Origin of the sequence: Ferribacterium limneticum (assembly GCF_020510565.1) — a bacterium.
GTDB classification, from domain to species: Bacteria; Pseudomonadota; Gammaproteobacteria; order Burkholderiales; family Rhodocyclaceae; genus Azonexus; species Azonexus limneticus_B.
In genome coordinates this window covers 3549285-3567310 of sequence record NZ_CP075189.1, presented here as the reverse complement: position 1 = coordinate 3567310, position 18026 = coordinate 3549285, and the positions used below count along the sequence as shown (strand labels likewise).

Sequence of the window (18026 nt, the reverse complement as noted above, 5' to 3'; positions counted from 1 at the left end):
CGAAATCAGGCCGACTCGGCCTTGCCGCCCAGCCACTGTTCCAGCTTGGCGTAGAGCAGTTCCGGCTTGACCGGTTTTGCGATGAAATCCGACATGCCCGCTGCCAGGCAGCGCGCCTTGTCTTCGGCGAAGGCATTGGCCGTCATCGCCAGGATCGGGGTCGTTGCATAGCCGGGCAGGCGGCGGATGGCGGCGGTCGCCAGCAGGCCATCCATGTTCGGCATCTGCATGTCCATGATGATCAGGTCGTAGCGTGTCTCGCCGGCGCGCTCGAGGGCGATGGCCCCGTCGTCGGCGACATCGATGACCAGGCCAGGCAGGCATTGCAGCAGTTCGAGCGCCACTTCCTGGTTGATCGGGTCATCTTCGGCCAGCAGCACGCGTTTGCCGCTGAAGTTGTCGAGCCCGGTGGCGCCCGCCTCGCCGGCTGGCGTGGCGGATGGCTCGGCCGCGTCCGGCGCCGCCTTGTCGAAAGCGACGGTCAGAATGAAGGTGCTGCCCTCGCCCGGCGTGCTGTTGAGCTCCAGTCTGCCGTTCATGAGCCGGACCAGTCGCCGGACGATGGCCAGGCCGAGGCCCGTTCCGCCATGGCGCCGGGTGGTTGATCCATCGGCCTGTTCGAAAGGCGAGAAGATGCGCTCCTGCGCCTCGGGCGGGATGCCGATGCCGGTATCCTGAATGACCAGGCGAGCGGTCAGGGTGCGCGCCGTCTCGGCGGCCGTCGTGGCGCCGATTGAAACGCGGCCCCGGTCGGTGAATTTGACGGCGTTGTCGATTACGTTGAGCAAGATCTGCTGCAGGCGCAAGGGGTCGCCGAGCAATTCCGTCCCGGCTAGCCGCGGGTCGATGTCGAGCTCCAACTGCAGGCCCTTGGCCGCCACTTTGTCGCTGACCAGGCTTTCGATGTTGGCGATGATGCTGCCCAGGCGCAACGGCGTTTGCTCCAGCGTCAGTCGTTCGGCGTCGATTTTCGACAGGTCGAGAATATCGTTGAGCAGGCAGAGTAGATGGCCGGCGGCCTTGTCGATCTTGCCCAGCTTGTCGCGTTGTTCCGGGTCGCTGCTGCGCCGGCTCAGGATGTGCGTCAGGCCGATGATCGCGTTCATCGGCGTGCGCAGCTCGTGGCTCATGTTGGCGAGGAAGGTGCTCTTGGCGCGATTGGCCGTTTCGGCAGCTTCCTTGGCCAGTTCGAGATCGGCCGTGCGCGAGGCGACAAGCTCCTCAAGGTGCGCCCTGTAACCCTGCAATTCAGCCTCGGCCTGCTTGCGCTTGGAGATGTCGATGATGATCCCGATCACCGCCGGCTGGCCTTCGTAATCCACCGCGGTACCGAAGACCTCGACGGCCACCGTGCCGCCGTCCGTGCGCAGACCGGAAAAGCCGTAATGCAGCGCCTCGATTTCACCGCTTTCACGCCGCCGGACGTTGTCCATGACCCTCTGCCGGTCCTCCGGGGCAACCAGATCGATGACCGCGACGCGGTCGATGATCTCCTCCGGCGAGTCGTAGCCGAAAACCTTGGCAAACCACGGATTCACATAGCGAAAATGTGGGCCCTGGATGATGTAGACCCCGGCCAGCGACTGCTCGACCAGACCGCGGAACTTGCGTTCGGCCGAACGCAGCTCCTTTTCGATCTGGACGCGCGACGTAATGTCGTGGCCAACCATGACCAGCGCCTGGCGGCTGCCATCGGTGCCAAACAGGGGGACTTTGGCGACGTCGAAAACCTGCTCACCACCCTTGTCGTCGCGGAAAATCAGTTCGTCATGCAGGCGTTCGCCGTTGGCCCAGACTGCCTCGTCCGTAGCCTCAAGCAGGGCGAGCGGCGCCGTGTCGAATTTGCCCGAGGCCGCCAGCTCCTGGCTGGTCGAGCCACGATAATCGGTGTTGCTCAGGCCCAGCATGCGCAGCAGGAGGGTGTTGGCTTCGGTCCACCGGCCCTCGCCGTCCTTCAGGCAGACAATGTCGGGAAGGGTGTCGATCAGCGTTCTCAGACGCTTCTCGTTCTTGCCCAAACGCTCGGCGTAGCCCGTGATGTGCCGCCGGTAGCGCTCGTTGCGGCGCAGCCAGAAAAAAGCCATGAGGCCGCTCAAGGTGCCGCCGATGGCGATGCTGAGCGGCAATGGCGTCCACGTGATGCGGTCGAACTCGGGGCGGCTGTGCAGTTGCGCAGCCCATTGGTGACCACCAAATTCAATCGCCAGCGTGACGTGCTGGCGGCCGCGCGCCGACGTTTTTCCGGCGTGCGAGTCAAAAAGCAGGTTTTCCGGTGCCACGGCCAGGTCGTAGAGCTCGATCTCGACGTCCTTGTTGTCCTTGGTGATTACGCTGGACAACAGGTCGTGCGCCCGGAAAGCCGCGTAGCTCAAGCCCTGCAGAGCCGCCCGGCGTTCCTCAACGGTCTCGCGGCGCTGGCCGGCCCGGTAAACGGGCATATAGATCAGGAAGCCGGGCTGAACCTGCTGACCGATTTCCTGGAGCAGGGTGATCTTTCCCGACAGGGCCGGTTCTCCGTTGTCCCGCGCCCGTTCGATGGCGCGCCGGCGAACCGGTTCCGAGACCATGTCGTAGCCGAGAGCGATCTGATTGAGTTCGGTGAATGGCTCGAGAAAAATGATGCTGCTGTACTGTTCGCGTTTGCCGCCGGGTTTGATGGTGTAGTCGGGAAAGCCCTCGGCCCGGATGCTTTGCTCATGGGCCGCCTTGTCGCGGGGGTGGATCATCAGCGAATAACCGGTGGCCTGGATGCCGGGCAAGGTTCTGGCCAGTTGCAGGTTGCTCACATAGCTGTGCCATTCTTCGCGATTGACATCGTCGCTCGCTTCAATGAAGGCCGCCGCCCCACGCAGGACCTGGGCATGGGTATTGAGGCGGGAGAGCAGGATGCTGCGTTCCTGTTCGGCCCGATAGAGGAAGCGCTGGTAAATCTGTTCTTCGGTGCTTTGCCGAACAAAGCTGTAGAGCCCGGCGGTGATGGCCAGAATGAGGCCGAGCGCGAACCAGGCACCACCTTCCCTCAGCAGGAGCTGAGGGAGATAGTGGCCTTGTTGACTGCTGTCGAGTGGGCCATGTCCTGATTTTTCCACTGTTGCATTTTTTGTTGATTATGCTTTCACGATAGCACTATCTGGGGCGTGTGTGGACAGGGTAAATCACTGATTCAAAGACCTGCAGTTAGCGCGCTTGTGACCGCGTGAGCGGCCAGTTCGCTCGCCGCGCGCAGCAGGTGACGGCCATCGTCGAGCCGCGTGCGTCCAGCCTGGTTGAGCATGGCCTTGCGCCCTTCGCGCAGGAATAAGGTGATGCCGAGATCGCCTTCCAGTTTGGCCACGGCGTGCGACAGCGCGGAGGGCATGCGCTGTTTATTGTTGAACACCACAAATACTATGGTGACTAATCATTACGATTCATTCACAAGGAGATTGCAGTGATCCAGCTTCGCCCTTCTGCCGAACGCGGTTACGCCGACCATGGCTGGCTGCGCGCCAAACACAGTTTTTCCTTTGCCGATTATCACGACCCGGACGAAATGGGCTGGGGTGCCCTGCGCGTCATCAACGAGGACCGCGTCGCCCCGGGTACCGGTTTCGGCCGGCATGGCCATCGCGACATGGAAATCGTCACCTACATCCTGTCCGGGACGCTCGAGCACAAGGATAGCCTCGGCCACGGCGGCTTGATCCGGCGCGGCGAAGTGCAGCGCATGAGCGCCGGCAAGGGCATCCTGCACAGCGAGTCCAACCCGTCGGCCGACGAAGAAACGCACCTGCTGCAAATCTGGATCGAGCCGGCGCAGCACGGCACGCCGGCCAGCTACGAGCAGCAGGCCCTGCCGCTCGCCGAGCTGCGCGGCCGCTGGCGGCTCGTTGCCTCGCCGGACGGTGCCGACGGCAGCACGACCATCGGCCAGGATGCGCGCCTGTGGGCCAGCCTGCTGGCGCCCGGCGAAAGCATTGATTACCGCTTGGCGGCCGGCCGGCTGGGCTATGTGCACGTTATCTACGGTCAACTGGAAATAAACGGCAAAAACGTAAATGCCGGTGACGGCGCCAAGATTGCCGACGAAACCGACCTCCGGTTTTTGGCGAGTGCAGAAGCGGAATTCCTGCTCTTCGACCTGCCGCCTGCCGCATGAGCATCGTCGTTTTTCACTCCGGTTACGGCTGCGGCAAGCGCGTTGGCGAAGTCCTGGCCAGCGTCGCCGCCGCCCGTCTGCACGGATAAAGGCTGGCACAGATGGCCCCCCGGCCGCCTGCTGGCTGCTATAGTGAGATCATTCCCCTTCGTTCCGGAGTGATCGCATGGCAATGACAACCTCGCTGGCCGACTTGGCAATCATTCTGGTCGAGCCGTCGCAAATGCAGGCGCATCTGGTCAGCCGGATGCTTGAGCATCAAGGGGTCAAGAAAGTCACCGTTGTCGACACGGCTAGCGCCGCGCTGGCGTCGCTCAAGGTCGAGAGCGCGAACGTCATCGTAATCAGCAGCCTCTACCTGCCTGATCTGGCCGGTACCGAGCTGGTCGCTGCCATGCGCGCCGAGGCTGATTTCGAAACCGTGCCCTTCATTCTCGTTTCCAGCGAAACCCGGCCGCAGGTGCTCGAACCCGTTCGTCAGTCCGGCGCCTGCAGCATCGTCGCCAAGCCTTTCGACGAACAGCAGTTGTCGCGCGCGCTCTATGCTGCCGCCGACTACCTGAATCCGCCGGAAGACCTCGACGTCGCCGAAATCGAAAACCTCCGCGTTCTGGTGGTCGATGACAGCTTGGCATCACGTCGCCATTTGCGCCGACTTCTCTCGGAACTGGGCATTGAGCGCATCACCGAGGCGGTCAATGGCAAAGAGGCTGTGACACTCCTCGAGCAGGCCATGGTCGACCTGGTCATTACCGACTACAACATGCCGGAAATGGATGGTCGCGAGCTGACCGAATACATCCGCACGCAAAGCTGGCAGGCCGAGGTGCCGGTGCTCATGGTGACCAGCGAACAGAACATGGGTCGCCTGGCCGCCGTCGAGCGAGCCGGCGTTTCCGCCATCTGCGACAAGCCTTTCGAGGCCGGCAGCATTCGTCGCCTGATCAGCGAAGCGCTGACCCGTTAACCGGGACTCGCGCCGGCGAAGCGCTGCGCTTCCCGGTTTATTTTCGTAGTGAAACCTGAGAAATTTCACGGTTTCTGGGTGCGAAAAATCAAGCGCTGATCCATTCGGACTATGCCGTTTGCGACCTGTGTCACAAGCGCGCAATGTGCGCACGCCAATCTTCGGACAATCCCCGGCCGCCGGTATCGGTTCACGTTGCGTTCGGCCGCGGGGAGCTATTTCCCCCCTTTCGAATTGAATGGAGTCGCTCATGAAGAAATCCCTGCGCATTATTGCGGCCGCCCTGGCCATTGCCGGTCCTGGTGCGGCATTCGCTACTGTTTCCCTTCCCAATGTCCAGATTACTGAATGGATGTACAACGGTACTGGCACGACCGGGGAATACATCGAATTCACCAACATGGGTTCGGTTGCCGTGGACTTTTCCGGCTGGTCTTTCGATGACGCAAGCAGAACACCTGGCTCTGTCAGTCTGGCCGACTTTGGTCTGGTTGGTGCTGGCGAGTCGGTTATTTTGACCGAAGCTACCGCGGCAGAGTTTCGTTCCGCCTGGAACCTCGGCGCCAGCGTCAAGGTGATCGGCGGCAATACCAATAACCTTGGACGTGGCGACGAAATCAATCTTTACGCTGCTGGTGACGTTCTCGTTGACCGCCTGACCTATGGTGACGCTGTCTTTCCGGGCACCATCCGCGCCCAGAATGCCAGCGGCAATCCGCTGGCTGCCACCGATTTGACCTCCGAGACCATCACCGCCAACTGGGTGCTGGCTTCCGCAGGCGATGCTTATGGTTCCTATTACTCTGGTTCCAGCGTTGACTTGGGCAACCCCGGAACTTTCATTTACGCACCAGTACCCGAACCTGACAGCTATGCCATGTTGCTGGCAGGCCTTGGTCTGATCGCTGGTCTCGTTCGTCGCCGTAAAGTTTGAGACGGAGCAAATAGCATGATCAAGAAGACAATAATTGCATCTCTGCTGGCATTCGCCAGCTTGTCCGCATCGGCGCAGACCTCGCTGGACCTGTCGCGTTACCAGGTGTCCGGTACGTACAACCTCGATACTTTGTCCGACATGGGCTTGGAAGCCTCCGCCGTGACCTACGCGCGGGATCGGGGCTCGTTGTTTTTTGTCGGCGATGAAGGCCTGGGTGTCGTGGAAATCTCGCTTACCGGCCAGACCTTGGGCCAAATGAATTTCAACTGGACCGGTACCGGCAGCACCAACAACGATGCTGAAGGCCTGACCTATCTGGGCAATGGCGTGCTGGTCGTTGCTGAAGAACGTCTGCAGGATGCATTCAAGTTCAACTATGTGGCCGGTGGCACCGTAGCCTTGGCCAATGCCGAATTTGTGTCAATCGGCACCACTGTCGGCAATGTCGGTACCGAAGGTATCAGCTACGATCCGCGCAATGGCAGCTTCGTATCGGTCAAGCAGGACGGTCCGGTGGCTTTGCTGGCTGGCGGCCTGACGTTCGCACAGGGCGGTGGTGTTTCTTCGATGAGCACGCTTTATTCGGGCACGACCTCACTGTTCGGGGTCAACAGTTTCTCGGACGTGCAAACGCTTTCCCCGATTGATGCCTTGGTTGGTACCGCTGCAGCCGACAATCTGCTGATTCTGAGCCTCGACTCCAAGAAGCTTATTGAAATCAACCGTTCCGGTCAGGTGTTGAGCAGCCTCGATCTCAGCGGTGTCACGAATCAGGCCATCGAAGGCGTGACTGTCGACGAAAAGGGAACGATCTATCTGGTCGCGGAAGATTCCGGCATGCCGAACTCGAAGCTGTTCGTATTGACCGCCCCGGTTCCCGAGCCGGAAACCTACGCCATGTTGCTGGCTGGTCTTGGTCTGCTCGGCGCCGTGGCGCGCCGCAGGAAGCTGGCGGCCTGATCCGCCGGTTTTCAGTGAGGCAGACGGGGGCTTCGGCCCCCGTTTTCGTTGACTCAGCCGGCGTTGCCGATTTTTGTCGCCAGCCGGCGGATGGTGATCCGGCGGACGACGACGATCAGCGCTAGCAGCACGAGTAGCGGGTCGAGCAGGACATCCCACAGGTTGGCGAAAACGCCACTGGCGTAGCCGGCGAGGTCGATGGCGAGAATCGCTAGCCAGACGTCAAGCCGCTTCCACCACAAGACCAGGCCGAGTGGCAGCAGGGCGGTCAGCAGTAGCGTCGGCTGGTAGCCTAGAGCATACGGATCGAAGGAACCGAAGCCGAGCGAGGCGGCATAGAACGGTATGGCGAAAACGAGCAGGCCTAGTGCCGGGCGGTAGCCCAGCGGCGATGGCGTTTTGTCGGCCAATTGCAGGATGGCCAGCGCCACGAGGGTCAGCGATGGCGTGCCAAAAAAGGCGTGCATGCCGGGTGCAATGCCGACCACCAGGGCCAGCGTCGTCGCCGCCAGCGCGACGCGGGCGCGCAGCTCGCCGAAGGGCACGAGGGCGGTCAGCGCCCCGAAAATCAGAGCGTGGGCGAGTAGACCGTAGGCGGCCAGCAGGTTCATGGCTGCCCCCCGTCGAGCCAGGCTTCGCTAAAAACGACATGCTTGATGCCTTGCCGGCGCCAGTCGTAGGCGAGGTGGATGCGCCCGTCGCGGCCGAGCTGCAGGGATGGGTTGCCGTAGTCGGCGCCGCCGTCGGGGGCGGTTTCGACGGTGCGGACTTCCTGCCAGGTTTTGCCCTGATCGGCCGACAGCAAGAGCAGCAGGGCCTGCCGGCCGCTGGCCGGGTTGCCGGCGAGCAGCAGGCGGCCGCTCTTCAGGCGCAGCAGGGCGACGGAGGCGTTCGGATTGGGCACGGCGATGGCTTCGCCGGCCTGCCAGCGCTGGCCACCATTGTCCGTCGTCGCTACCCGGACCGAACCTGGAGCCGGGCCGGCATCACGCAGCACGGCCATTGCTCGCTGATCATCAAGGGCGGCCGCGGCCGGTTGCAGCGTGGCGGTTATGGCTGGCAGGCGAGCCTTGTCGAGAATTTGCCCGGTTGCCGACAGGCGTAGCCATTCACCGTGCTGCCCGATAAAGTCGTGGCTGATCGCCAGCCCCAGACCGCCATCGGCCAACGGCACGGGGGCGCAACGAACGGCACCGCCAAAATTGGCGAACGGCGAGGTTTGCAGGCGGGCCGGTTTCGTCCAACTCTTGCCGCCATCGGTCGACACACTGTGGTTGATCGAACTGCCCAGCGTACTGCTGGCGTACCACAGATGCAGCCAGCTTCCTTCGGCATGGAGGACAGGGTTGCCGAGCCGGCCGATCTGGGCAAAGGTGCCGCCAGCCGTGCTTTCGGGCGTGGCGACCTGCACCGGGCTACGCCAGCCGCCACGATCGCGCACGCTGAAATGGACGGTCATCGCGTCCTCGGGGCCGGCCAGCCAGGCCGCGGCAATGCGGCCATCGGGCAATTCGGTCAGGTTGGGGGCGGCGGCCGTCAACCCCGCATCGCGCCAGAGCATTTCATTGACGAAAAGGGCCGGCAATGTCGATGCAGCGGCGGCCGGAGGTGGTGCGAATGCCGCTGCGCCGGGCGTCGGGGCACGCCAGAAAGCCCCGGCCAGCGCCGCGGTGAACAGAAACAGCAAGACGGGGTGATAGGGAGGCGGCATGGGGCAGAAGTTTAACCGGCTTGCCTGGAGGGGGGTGAAATTTGCTCATTTCCCCAGTTTTCTCACATTGTTGCATAGCCGATTCTGTGATAATCACGCGTACCTGGGAGGGTAAATAATAATGCGGATTAAATATTTCGTATTCGGCGCATCGGCCGTCGTCGCGGCGCTTTTCTTCGGTGGCGCCTATTGGTCGCTCGATCGCATTTTTGACAATGTCGTACGGGCCAATGCGGCCCGCGCCTCCGAGGCGACGACCCGGATTACCTTTGCTTCGATGTACCAGTTGATGAGCCAGGGTTGGCGGCGCAGCCAGGCGGATGCCTTTTTGCAGGCGATCGCCGAATCAGGCAAGGAAAACGGGCTGACGGTGCAGATTTATCGCAGCCAGGTTGTGGTCGATCTGTACGATGAAATCGAGCAGCCGCCATTCGATGCTGATCTCAAGACCGTGATAGCCAGCGGCAAGCCCTTGCGACTCGATACGGTTGATTACGCCCGGCATATCTATCCGCTGGTTGCCGAGGCCAAATGTCTGCGCTGCCACCGCAATGCCGAGGTCGGATCGGTGCTTGGCGCCGTCGAGGTGCGCCAGGACTACGCCAGCCTGCTGGCCGATGCCCGGCGTGACCTGTACCTGGCTTTTGCCCTGCTCGTGCCGTTGGCGGCCTTGCTGGCCGGCGCTGCCGTGTGGTGGGTCGGGCGGCGCATCGAAGGTTCGCTCGATGGCCTCCAGGCAGATTTCGATCAGATCAATGCGGTCGGCGATTTGCGTCGGATTGCCATTGCCGATCACGACTTTGGTTTTGTTGAACTCAATCGCGTTTTTGCCGGGCTCGGCCGCTTGTTGAGCAAGCTGAGAACGATTGCCGTCGACAAGGACATTTTGACTTTCGAGATCGGCCTGCTCGAAAAATTCGTCATTACGTCCGATGTCGTGCGCGACTGGCGCGACTACGTCGGGCGCCTGCTGGTCGATATCAACAGCGTGCTGCCGGCGCACACCCTGTTCTCCATTTTCAAGATCGATGACGAACTGTTCGATCTGGAGATTTTCTGGTTGGGGCCGGTGACCGAGCCTACCCGCATCATGATGGAACAGCATATTCGCCGGGAGTTGGCCAGCTTGCCGAGTTTCGGCGATATCGGTGTGTGCAATATCCACCACCATGTGGCCAGCGCAAAGACTGAGCCCGTCTCGCTGTCGGAAGATGAGGTTGCGCTGCGCGTCAAATCCTTCTTTGTCGATAAACCGAAAATCGGCGGTATTGTCGGCATTGGCGTGCATGCCGGCGTGCTCGAAGACGAGACGCGTTACCTGGTCATGGATAGCGTTTTGTCCACCTTGCTCAACGTCGTCGGCTCGGTCAAGGCTATCTACAAATACACCCGTGACCTCGAGTATTACGCCACCCGCGATCCGCTGACTGACCTGTTCAACCAGCGCGTTTTCTGGGAATTGAGCTCCTACGAAATTGGCCGGGCCCAGCGTCACGGCTACAGTTTCGGCTTGTTGCTGATCGACCTCGATAATTTCAAACTGGTCAATGACAACTACGGCCATACGGTTGGCGATACCTATCTTCAGCGTCTGGCGCGCCAGGTGCAGGATGCCTTGCGCGATGGCGATATTCTTGCCCGCTACGGCGGCGACGAGTTTGTCGTGCTCCTGCCGGAAGCCGAGGCCGACGCGGTGGTCATGGTCGCCGAGCGGGTTCGCCAGGCGATCGAGTCGCTCGACGTGGTGACGCCGCAGGACGCCCACGTGCGCGGTACGGCATCGATCGGCCTGGCAGTTTTCCCTGACCATGCCGACAATGCCAAGGATCTGCTGCTCTTTGCCGACAACATGATGTATCGGGCCAAGGCGGCCGGCAAAGGGCAGGTCACCGTACCGACTCAGGACGATATCGTTTCGGTATTCCGCGACATCACCCAGAAGAGCGTCATGGTCCTCGAGGCCATCGAGGCGAAGCGTGTCGTGCCTTTCTTCCAGCCTATCCTCGATATTGCCGAACGGAAGATCGTGGCCTATGAAGTGCTGTCCCGGATCGAACTTGAGGGCCAGATCATTCGCGCCGACGAATTCGTCGAAATTGCCGAAAAGATCGGTGTCATCCACCGGCTCGACATGCTGGTCATCGATCAGGCCTTGACGATCCTCGCGGCCCAGGGGCACCAGGGCGAAATCTTCATCAACCTGTCGCCGCGGGCGCTGGTCTTCAATGAATTTGCCCGCGACTTGCGGCGTCTTGTCACGAAGAGCGGCATCTTGCCGCAGAACATCGTTTTCGAGATTACCGAGCGCGATACCGTCAAAAATCTGTCGCTGCTCGAGCGCTTCCTCAACGACCTCAAGGCCGACGGCTTCAAGCTGGCGATCGACGATTTCGGCTCCGGCTTTTCATCCTTCCACTACCTGCGTCGCTTCCCGATCGACTATCTCAAGATCGAGGGCGATTTCATCGCCAACATGCTCAACAGCGAGAAGGACCGCACCTTCGTGACCAGCATCCGTTCGCTGGCACGCGACATGGGCATCACCGTGGTCGCCGAATATGTCGAGTCGGCCGAGGTCCTGAAAGAACTGGTCGGCCTCGAAGTCCAACGCGCCCAGGGTTACTACATCGGCCGGCCGGCGCGCCATCTGCTGCCGGTCGATTGGCAGCCGGCCGAGTAATCAGCAGCCTTTGTATTCCGGCTTGCGTTTCTGCATGAAAGCGTCGATGCCCTCGCCGGCATCCTCGCTCATCATGTTGCAGGCCATCACCTCGCCAGCGTAGTCGTAGGCTTCCGTCAGGCCCATTTCGAGCTGCTTGTAGAACATGCCCTTGCCCATGCGGATGGCGACGGCGCTCTTGCCGAGGATGTTGCCGGCCAGGCGTTCGATTTCGGCATCCAGCGCATCGAGCGGCACGACGCGATTGACCAGCCCCTTGGCGCGGGCTTCCATGGCGTCGATGAACTCGCCGGTGAGCAGCATTTCAAGCGCCGCCTTGCGGCCCAGGTTGCGCGCCAGGCCGACGGCCGGCGTCGAGCAGAACAGCCCGACATTGATCCCAGAAACAGCAAACTTGGCGACATCGGCGGCAACCGCCAGATCGCACATCGACACCAGCTGGCAGCCGGCCGCCGTGGCAATGCCATGCACGCGGGCGATGACCGGCTGCGGCATCCGCGTGATGCTCAGCATGAGCTGGCCGCACTGCCTGAACAGCGCCTGCATGAACTCCTTGCTGTGATTACCGCGCATTTCCTTGAGATCGTGCCCGGCGCAAAACGCCTTGCCAGCCCCGGCGATGACGACCACACGCACGCCGTTCGAGCCGGCGATGGCATCGAGTTCGGCCTGCAGGGCGCTCAGCATGTCCTTCGACAGCGAGTTGAACTGGCCGGGACGATTCAGGGTCAGCGTGGTCAGGCCGTCGGCGCGATCGGTGCGCAGGACGAGGGGTTCGGTGGTGGTCATGGTGTCTCCAATATTTGTTGGGATTATTAACGCTTGCTGATTTTACCCCCGCAGGAGAGCCCCATTCCATAGCGGAGCGCCTGACGACGGGGTGTTCTGAAATCATGGAGACGCGAGCAACGGGGGGCCGATGCGCGCCAGGATAGGCGCTGATTTCTCGAGAAATCAGCCGTTGCTACGGTCAACCAGAAAAAACGGCCAAGAATGAAATTGGCTTGTGAGCAGCCAAACGATGCGGGCTTACTGCGTCGCGCTGGAATGCCGTGATCTGTCCCGATTTTTTAGGCCTTTTCGGCACCATTTCAGGGCAGATTCATGTCGGATATCTTTACATTGAGCCGGCATCCCGTGCAGGGAAGATGATAATCGCATTGCAACTATATGAATTTCATGTAACAAAATACCGATGAGCTATGCGGCACGGATATTGCATGCTGTCTAAATATTTTACTCTGAGGAGCTTGCATGAAGATTCGATCACTTGTTTTGGCCATTGCCACACTTGCCACCGTGGCATCTGCCCACGCTGCAATCCAGACTGCTGATTACGGCTCATACACCGTGAGTTACGACGACAGCACCATTTTTGGTGGGCCGACTTTTAATTCCAGCGGTGGTGCTGGCTCTGTGGGATTTGGCTGGGATATTCCGACTAGTGTAAACGTGAGCGCTAGCGATTTTGGCCCGCCAGCAGTTTCAACTTTCCTTCTACCTGACTTCACGATCTCTGCCAATGCAGGCTGGAGCCTGAGTGGCCCCTTTACGGCCAGCATCGGCAATCTCGTGTACTTCGAAGCTGGTAGTGCACTTACCGGCGCGGTGGCGAGTGGTTCGGTTTCAGTGAATGGCGCCCCGAGCGGTCCTTTTAGCGCTGCCTTGGATAGGACGGTGATAGTTTCAACTCCAGGATTCAGCACAGGCTACTTTAGCGGAACCGCCAGTGTTTCTCAGGGCTCGTTTTCCACACTGACTGTTTCCGGGGGAGCGCTGTCGCTAATGGCTGCTGTTGGGCCACTCGGCGCGGTTGCCGCTATCACAGCCCAAGACCAAAACAAGATTAGTTTCGATTTTGTGGCTGTTCCGGTCCCGGAACCCGAAAGCTACGCAATGCTGCTCGCCGGTCTGGCAGTAGTTGGCAGCATGGCCCGACGTCGCCGCCAGGATTGATTTTCGGCTATCAAGCCATCGCTTGTAGCAAAGGGCCTTCGGGCCCTTTTTTTATGTCCACGCACATTTTCGAGCGTGGATAGCTTGATTTCTGGTCGGTGCGCAGAACGAAGGGGCATAGGTGTCTCCATTGCTGGTGTTATTGGGGGGCGGCCGTATGGCCGATGGTCTATGAAGAAATGCTGACTACCTCCGGAAATCGGCCTGTCGGTTCTGTAGCTTTTGGTACAGACCCCGCTTTGGCCGGTGATTAAGGTAGCTCCTGCACCATCTCATAGTCATTTCAGGAGAGCCGCCAAATGCAAGCCATGCGTTATTTTCTCGACACCCACGACCGCGCCCGCGGCAGCTTCCCGGCGCAATTGAGTCCGGAAGAATTCGAGGTCTTCTTTGCGCAGTACGAAACCGCCTGTCAGGCCGAAGGCGTCATTCCGCTGCGCACCCATGTCGGCTTTGCTGAAGGCCGCGCCTTTTGCCTGAATCTGGCGCCGGACGCCGAGTCGGTGCGCCGCGCCCACGAGCGCGTTGGCCTGCCCTGCGACGACATCAGCGAAGTCACCACGGCCACGCCGGGCGACACCTTTTTCCGTCGTCGCGCTTGATTGTCGGCCGGGCGGCGGGCCGCTATCGCCCGCCGCTGGCTATTCCAGAGGTTCCAGCATGGACAACGCACTCCTTGGCATCGGCCTTCCCGCCGTCCTCATCGGCTTCGCCACGCTCGCCTTCATGGTGCACCGCGAGCTGGGCCCGTTCGCCGGCCTCAACGTTGCCGGGCGCTGGCTGCTCACCGGGCTGTTCGGCATGGGCTTCGTCGCCTTCGGCATCAAGATGGCCGTCGCCCTGGCCATCGAACGCCTGCCCGAACAGACCATCACGCCCTTGCTGGCCATGCAGGTCGTGGCGGCAAGGGGCGATGAACAATTCGACACCGGCTTCATCAACCCGGCGCCGGCCCGGCAAGCCCACTACGTCTGGGAAGCCCTGCCGGAAGCGGCGCCCGAGCCGGCCGACAACCCCGGCAGCGCGGCCAAGGTGGCGCTCGGCAAGCGGCTCTTCAACGAAAAGAAACTCTCCGGCGACGGCACGCTATCCTGCGCCAGTTGCCACGACCTGAGCGGTCACGCTGGCGCCGATGCCCGGCCAACGGCGCTCGGCATCGACCGCCAGAGCGGCCCGCGCAACACGCCGACGGTGTGGAACGCCGCCTTCATGTCGCGCCTGTTCTGGGACGGCCGCGCCACCTCGCTCGAAGAACAGGCCATGGGGCCCATCCTCAACCCCATCGAAATGGGCCTGTCCACATCGGCCGAAGCCGAGCGCCGTTTGCGCCAGGACGCCAGTTATCGCCAGGACTTCGCCCGCGCCTTCGGCGACCGCCAGCCGATCACTTTCGCGCGCATCGCCCAGGCGATCGCCGCCTACGAACGCATGCTGATCACGCCCGATGCCCCCTACGACCGCTTCGTGCGCGGCGACGCCACGGCGCTCAACCCGGCCCAACTGCGCGGCATGGCGCTCTTCGAATCGACCGGCTGTGTCCTCTGCCATCGCGGCCCCAGCTTCAGCGACGCCGGCCTGATCGGCGGCGAATCGGCCTTCCGCATCTTTCCCGCCAACGCCACGCCCTACGAAAAAGAATACGACCTGCTGCTCGACGGCAAACGCGGCGTCTGGCGCATCGCCTCTCTGCGCAACGTCGCCCTGACCGGCCCCTGGCTGCACAACGGATCGGTCGACAAACTCGAAAACGTCGTCCGCATCATGGCCAGCGCCCAACTCGGCCGCTCCGGCAAGCTCAACACCTGGCTCAACGACGACCGCCAGCTCGGCAAGGCTGACCGCTCACCGATAGGCGACAAGGAAGTCGCCGACCTCGTGGCGTTTCTGGAGGCGTTGAGCAGTGAGCGGCTGGTGGCCGGGGCGGGAAAGGGGAGAGGCTGATTTCCGGAGGATTGGGGCGTTGCTACGGTCAACCGGAAAAAACGGCCAAAAATGAAATCTGCTTGGAAGGGGCCAAATCACTCTAACGCTTGAGCTCAAGCCGCAGCCCGTCAGGGCCGTCGGGCCTGCAGCGAATGGTTATGCGGCAGCACTCATATCAGCGTCCAAATGCTTCCGCCAAGATATAGCGGCATGCACCATAGATGTCTTTCAGCTTTTCATCTCCCGAAAGTACCCCATCAAAGAACGTTGCATAGGCTGCCAAGTAGCAATCAACGGCATCGTTTCTGAGTTTTTCAGGTCTTGCTCTATCTGCGCCACCAACGCCTACCCACCACAGAGCCAATACGGTATTTGCAAGAGAAACCCGGAATATGTAGGTATTAGGTAGCTCAAGCCTTGTTGGAAACCTTGTTGCTGAAGGATGCTGCTCAAATAAGTGGGTGGAGAGTTCAGACGTAAACGCCATGATTTTTTTCGCCATTGCTTTAGTAACCCCCGACTGCTTACGAATGGCCAATAGCTCTTCTTTTGTAAACAGAGAGGCAAAATCTGAGTAGGCGCTGGCATTCTGGCTGGTACCAGAAAGAACAAGTTCGAGTTGATCCGCCGCGCTAGCAGCTTTACTCGCGTAACCCTTGGCGTACCTACTACTTCCATTTGCGGCCGCCTCAACTTCGCGGAAGAAGTTCGGAAGTAACGCCGTCTGGTTATCGTCAATCAGGCGACGCTGCAGTCCAGCTGGTCGCCCGGAAAGCCCGCAAACTCGTTTGATGTCTTTCAATACAAAGACCTGCGCAGGGTAAGGTGCAAGCGCCTTTACTGTCCGCCTTAACGTCTCCATGCTTCCGGAGTTATACAACTCCATCGCAACGTAATCTGTTAGAACGACAGCGTTTCTTGGAGAGGCCGCAAGAAACGCCCGCACTAGAGCTTCGTTCTGTATGTAGTTCGTGTCTGCTATCTTTTTCATGCTGAATTGCTAGAAGTGGGCGACAAAACTGTCGCCTACTCCGGAAATGCGTCCGATAAGCTGGCAGACAGGACTGCCAAAGGCGCACCTTTCGCAATGATCTTGGGCGGCTGCTTGCATATTTCCGAGTGATTCCTGATGACATACCAGACAGTATGAATTTTCGGCTTAAATTGCAAATGACATGTTTCTGGCGCAGTATTTTGGGCGTCTCAGAATCCCTGCAAGAGGATTTCAATTTCGGCCATTTTTTCCGGTTGACCGTAGCAATGTGCCTCGCCGTGGCGCCGGGTTCTTGTGCAGGTAATTTCCATGGCATTAAACTCGTCGGCACTGCCGGTCAGTGGCCCGTCTGGTTCTCGTTGCCCGGCCGTGAGCAGGGAGGTGGTCCGTCACGAAAGGTCGGGCGATGATCAAGCTTGAGGATTTCAGTCCGTTTTCCAGCCTGACGGCGGCCGGCAAGAGCCGGTTACGCGAGGGGGTGGTGAGTCGGCATGCGGTTTCCGAGGCGCCTTTGCTGTTCAAGGGGCAGCAGATTTCCGGGGCCTACTTCGTGCTGGAAGGGCGCTTGCGGGTTTATTCGCTGGCGCCGAATGGGACCGAGGCGACGATGTATTTGATCGATGCCGGCGAGACTTGCGTCTTCGCGCTGAACAGCCTGTTCAACGATCTGCTTTATCCGGCCTGGGTGCAGGCTGTGTCGGAAACGACGCTGGCTTTCCTGCCTGGGCCGCTGTTCCGGGCGCTGTTTGCCGAGGAGCCGGTGATTCGGGATCTGACGGTGCGCACGCTGTCGACGCTGGTTTTTCGGCTGATGGCGGAGCTTGAGGAGGTGCATTCGTTCAAGCTCAATCAGCGGCTGGCCAACTTGCTGCTGACGCATGCTTCGTCGGCCGGCTCCCTGGCGATGACGCAGCAGCAGATGGCCTTTCATCTGGGGACGACGCGCGAGGTGGTGGCCCGGTTGTTGGGTGAATTTGTTTCGCTGGATTACGTCGAGACGCGGCGAGGGGGGCTGGCGATCCGCAACGTTGCCGGCTTGAGCCGGATCATCAGCGCGGGTTAGGGGCGCGCTGATTCGATCGGATCGGTCATTCGCCGCTCGGGGCCTCGTTAGTGCCCGGGGCGTACCAGGCGCGGTTGACGACTGTTGACCGCGCTTCGATCAACAGGTCTTGAAGGTGGTCTGGGTTCGAGTAGATGGCGAGCCACTCGAAGCCGTTGGTGCGCGACAGCAGGCAGCACAGGGTTTGGCCGTCGGCGACTGCCAAGCGGGCGAAGCGGACGGCGCTTGGGGTGTGCGGGACGGTGGAGTTGCCGAAGATGAATGCAGCCTGGCAATGGGGGAAGATTTCCCGGCTGGGGAAGTCGGCAGCCGGCATGGCGAGGACGATGGAGCCGCGTTTGCCGCCGGAGGCGTTCCAGAGGAGTTCGTGGCCACGAATCGGTTCGCCGTCGAGCGAAATGACATGCTTGCCGCGTTCGCGCCGGACGATCGATTGGGCGACCGTGAATACGTCGGATTTTTCATCCAGTTCGTAGACCCAGGCGGTTTGCGTGGCCTTGAGCAGCGGACGCAGTACGGTTTCATGCCAGGGTAGCGGCTGATGTTGCTGCTGGCGGATGGCCAGCCAGTCTTCGCTGGGCATGACGCGCAGGGTGAACGCGCCGGTCCGCTCCAGTGCTTCACGAAAATTCGGCGGTAGGGGCATCGTGGGTGCGGTCCATCGAACGAGGGCAGAGTCGGACAGTATGAATTTTTC

At 60.8% G+C, this 18026-nt stretch carries 16 protein-coding genes; 9 read left to right on the top strand and 7 right to left on the bottom strand.

Annotation, left to right across the window (positions count from 1 at the left end):
* Window positions 1-5 precede the first annotated feature (5 nt).
* Both KI610_RS17080 and KI610_RS17075 read right to left on the bottom strand, forming a co-directional pair.
* On the bottom strand, window positions 6-3089 hold the full coding sequence (locus KI610_RS17080) for a CHASE domain-containing protein (RefSeq protein ID WP_226496147.1): 3084 nt from the start codon (window positions 3087-3089) through the stop codon (window positions 6-8).
* A 74-nt stretch (window positions 3090-3163) separates the two neighbouring features.
* Window positions 3164-3379, bottom strand: a complete 216-nt coding sequence (locus tag KI610_RS17075) for a LysR family transcriptional regulator (RefSeq protein WP_226496146.1) — start codon at window positions 3377-3379, stop codon at window positions 3164-3166.
* Window positions 3380-3430: 51 nt separating this feature from the next.
* Here KI610_RS17075 and KI610_RS17070 point away from each other — a divergent pair, with 51 nt between their 5' ends.
* The 4 genes from KI610_RS17070 (at window position 3431) to KI610_RS17055 (ending at window position 7002) form a co-directional block, all read left to right on the top strand.
* Window positions 3431-4138 carry a pirin family protein gene (locus tag KI610_RS17070; protein WP_226496145.1) on the top strand — a complete coding sequence of 236 codons (708 nt, stop codon included), beginning with the start codon at window positions 3431-3433 and terminating at the stop codon, window positions 4136-4138.
* Window positions 4139-4304: 166 nt separating this feature from the next.
* Window positions 4305-5105 (top strand): response regulator, encoded by an 801-nt coding sequence (locus KI610_RS17065; protein ID WP_226496144.1) that lies wholly within the window; start codon window positions 4305-4307, stop codon window positions 5103-5105.
* A gap of 250 nt (window positions 5106-5355) precedes the next feature.
* The gene (locus KI610_RS17060) at window positions 5356-6039 is read left to right on the top strand and encodes a lamin tail domain-containing protein (protein ID WP_226496143.1); all 684 of its coding nucleotides are present in this window, start codon (window positions 5356-5358) and stop codon (window positions 6037-6039) included.
* Window positions 6040-6054: 15 nt separating this feature from the next.
* Window positions 6055-7002, top strand: coding sequence for an SdiA-regulated domain-containing protein (locus tag KI610_RS17055; protein ID WP_226496142.1), 948 nt, complete (start codon window positions 6055-6057; stop codon window positions 7000-7002).
* Between the two features lie 53 nt (window positions 7003-7055).
* Here the strand turns inward: KI610_RS17055 and KI610_RS17050 are convergent, their stop codons facing one another.
* Both KI610_RS17050 and KI610_RS17045 read right to left on the bottom strand, forming a co-directional pair.
* Complete coding sequence (locus KI610_RS17050) at window positions 7056-7613, bottom strand: hypothetical protein (protein ID WP_226496141.1); 558 nt, start codon at window positions 7611-7613, stop codon at window positions 7056-7058.
* On the bottom strand, window positions 7610-8713 hold the full coding sequence (locus KI610_RS17045) for an exo-alpha-sialidase (RefSeq protein ID WP_226496140.1): 1104 nt from the start codon (window positions 8711-8713) through the stop codon (window positions 7610-7612). The genes KI610_RS17050 and KI610_RS17045 overlap by 4 nt, the downstream gene beginning before the upstream one ends.
* A gap of 121 nt (window positions 8714-8834) precedes the next feature.
* On the opposite strand from KI610_RS17045, the gene KI610_RS17040 reads away from it, so the two are divergent.
* Window positions 8835-11393 carry a putative bifunctional diguanylate cyclase/phosphodiesterase gene (locus tag KI610_RS17040; protein ID WP_226496139.1) on the top strand — a complete coding sequence of 853 codons (2559 nt, stop codon included), beginning with the start codon at window positions 8835-8837 and terminating at the stop codon, window positions 11391-11393.
* On the opposite strand, the gene KI610_RS17035 is transcribed toward KI610_RS17040, so the two are convergent.
* On the bottom strand, window positions 11394-12182 hold the full coding sequence (locus KI610_RS17035) for an enoyl-CoA hydratase (protein WP_226496138.1): 789 nt from the start codon (window positions 12180-12182) through the stop codon (window positions 11394-11396).
* A gap of 465 nt (window positions 12183-12647) precedes the next feature.
* Here KI610_RS17035 and KI610_RS17030 point away from each other — a divergent pair, with 465 nt between their 5' ends.
* The 3 genes from KI610_RS17030 to KI610_RS17020 all read left to right on the top strand — a co-directional run bounded on the left by KI610_RS17030 (window position 12648) and on the right by KI610_RS17020 (window position 15290).
* Entirely contained in the window at window positions 12648-13349 is a 702-nt protein-coding gene (locus tag KI610_RS17030) for a PEP-CTERM sorting domain-containing protein (RefSeq protein ID WP_226496137.1), read from the top strand.
* Window positions 13350-13648: 299 nt separating this feature from the next.
* Window positions 13649-13951, top strand: a complete 303-nt coding sequence (locus KI610_RS17025; RefSeq protein WP_226496136.1) for a DUF4242 domain-containing protein — start codon at window positions 13649-13651, stop codon at window positions 13949-13951.
* Between the two features lie 58 nt (window positions 13952-14009).
* Complete coding sequence (locus KI610_RS17020; protein ID WP_226496135.1) at window positions 14010-15290, top strand: cytochrome-c peroxidase; 1281 nt, start codon at window positions 14010-14012, stop codon at window positions 15288-15290.
* 157 nt (window positions 15291-15447) lie between these two features.
* Here the strand turns inward: KI610_RS17020 and KI610_RS17015 are convergent, their stop codons facing one another.
* A complete protein-coding gene (locus KI610_RS17015) occupies window positions 15448-16263 on the bottom strand; it encodes a hypothetical protein (protein WP_226496134.1) in 816 nt (271 codons plus the stop codon).
* Window positions 16264-16672: 409 nt separating this feature from the next.
* Here KI610_RS17015 and KI610_RS17010 point away from each other — a divergent pair, with 409 nt between their 5' ends.
* Window positions 16673-17329 carry a Crp/Fnr family transcriptional regulator gene (locus KI610_RS17010; protein WP_226496133.1) on the top strand — a complete coding sequence of 219 codons (657 nt, stop codon included), beginning with the start codon at window positions 16673-16675 and terminating at the stop codon, window positions 17327-17329.
* A gap of 25 nt (window positions 17330-17354) precedes the next feature.
* Here the strand turns inward: KI610_RS17010 and KI610_RS17005 are convergent, their stop codons facing one another.
* Entirely contained in the window at window positions 17355-17975 is a 621-nt protein-coding gene (locus KI610_RS17005) for a hypothetical protein (protein ID WP_226496132.1), read from the bottom strand.
* Between the last annotated feature and the right edge of the window lie 51 nt (window positions 17976-18026).

Excerpts from the sequence above, each read along its gene's own strand:
- KI610_RS17065 (WP_226496144.1), top strand. The coding sequence starts at position 4,305 with ATGGCAATGACAACCTCGCTGGCCGACTTGGCAATCATTCTGGTCGAG.
- KI610_RS17060 (WP_226496143.1), top strand. The coding sequence starts at position 5,356 with ATGAAGAAATCCCTGCGCATTATTGCGGCCGCCCTGGCCATTGCCGGT.
- KI610_RS17055 (WP_226496142.1), top strand. The coding sequence starts at position 6,055 with ATGATCAAGAAGACAATAATTGCATCTCTGCTGGCATTCGCCAGCTTG.
- KI610_RS17050 (WP_226496141.1), bottom strand. The coding sequence starts at position 7,613 with ATGAACCTGCTGGCCGCCTACGGTCTACTCGCCCACGCTCTGATTTTC.
- KI610_RS17045 (WP_226496140.1), bottom strand. The coding sequence starts at position 8,713 with ATGCCGCCTCCCTATCACCCCGTCTTGCTGTTTCTGTTCACCGCGGCG.
- KI610_RS17040 (WP_226496139.1), top strand. The coding sequence starts at position 8,835 with ATGCGGATTAAATATTTCGTATTCGGCGCATCGGCCGTCGTCGCGGCG.
- KI610_RS17035 (WP_226496138.1), bottom strand. The coding sequence starts at position 12,182 with ATGACCACCACCGAACCCCTCGTCCTGCGCACCGATCGCGCCGACGGC.
- KI610_RS17030 (WP_226496137.1), top strand. The coding sequence starts at position 12,648 with ATGAAGATTCGATCACTTGTTTTGGCCATTGCCACACTTGCCACCGTG.
- KI610_RS17025 (WP_226496136.1), top strand. The coding sequence starts at position 13,649 with ATGCAAGCCATGCGTTATTTTCTCGACACCCACGACCGCGCCCGCGGC.
- KI610_RS17020 (WP_226496135.1), top strand. The coding sequence starts at position 14,010 with ATGGACAACGCACTCCTTGGCATCGGCCTTCCCGCCGTCCTCATCGGC.
- KI610_RS17015 (WP_226496134.1), bottom strand. The coding sequence starts at position 16,263 with ATGAAAAAGATAGCAGACACGAACTACATACAGAACGAAGCTCTAGTG.
- KI610_RS17010 (WP_226496133.1), top strand. The coding sequence starts at position 16,673 with ATGATCAAGCTTGAGGATTTCAGTCCGTTTTCCAGCCTGACGGCGGCC.
- KI610_RS17005 (WP_226496132.1), bottom strand. The coding sequence starts at position 17,975 with ATGCCCCTACCGCCGAATTTTCGTGAAGCACTGGAGCGGACCGGCGCG.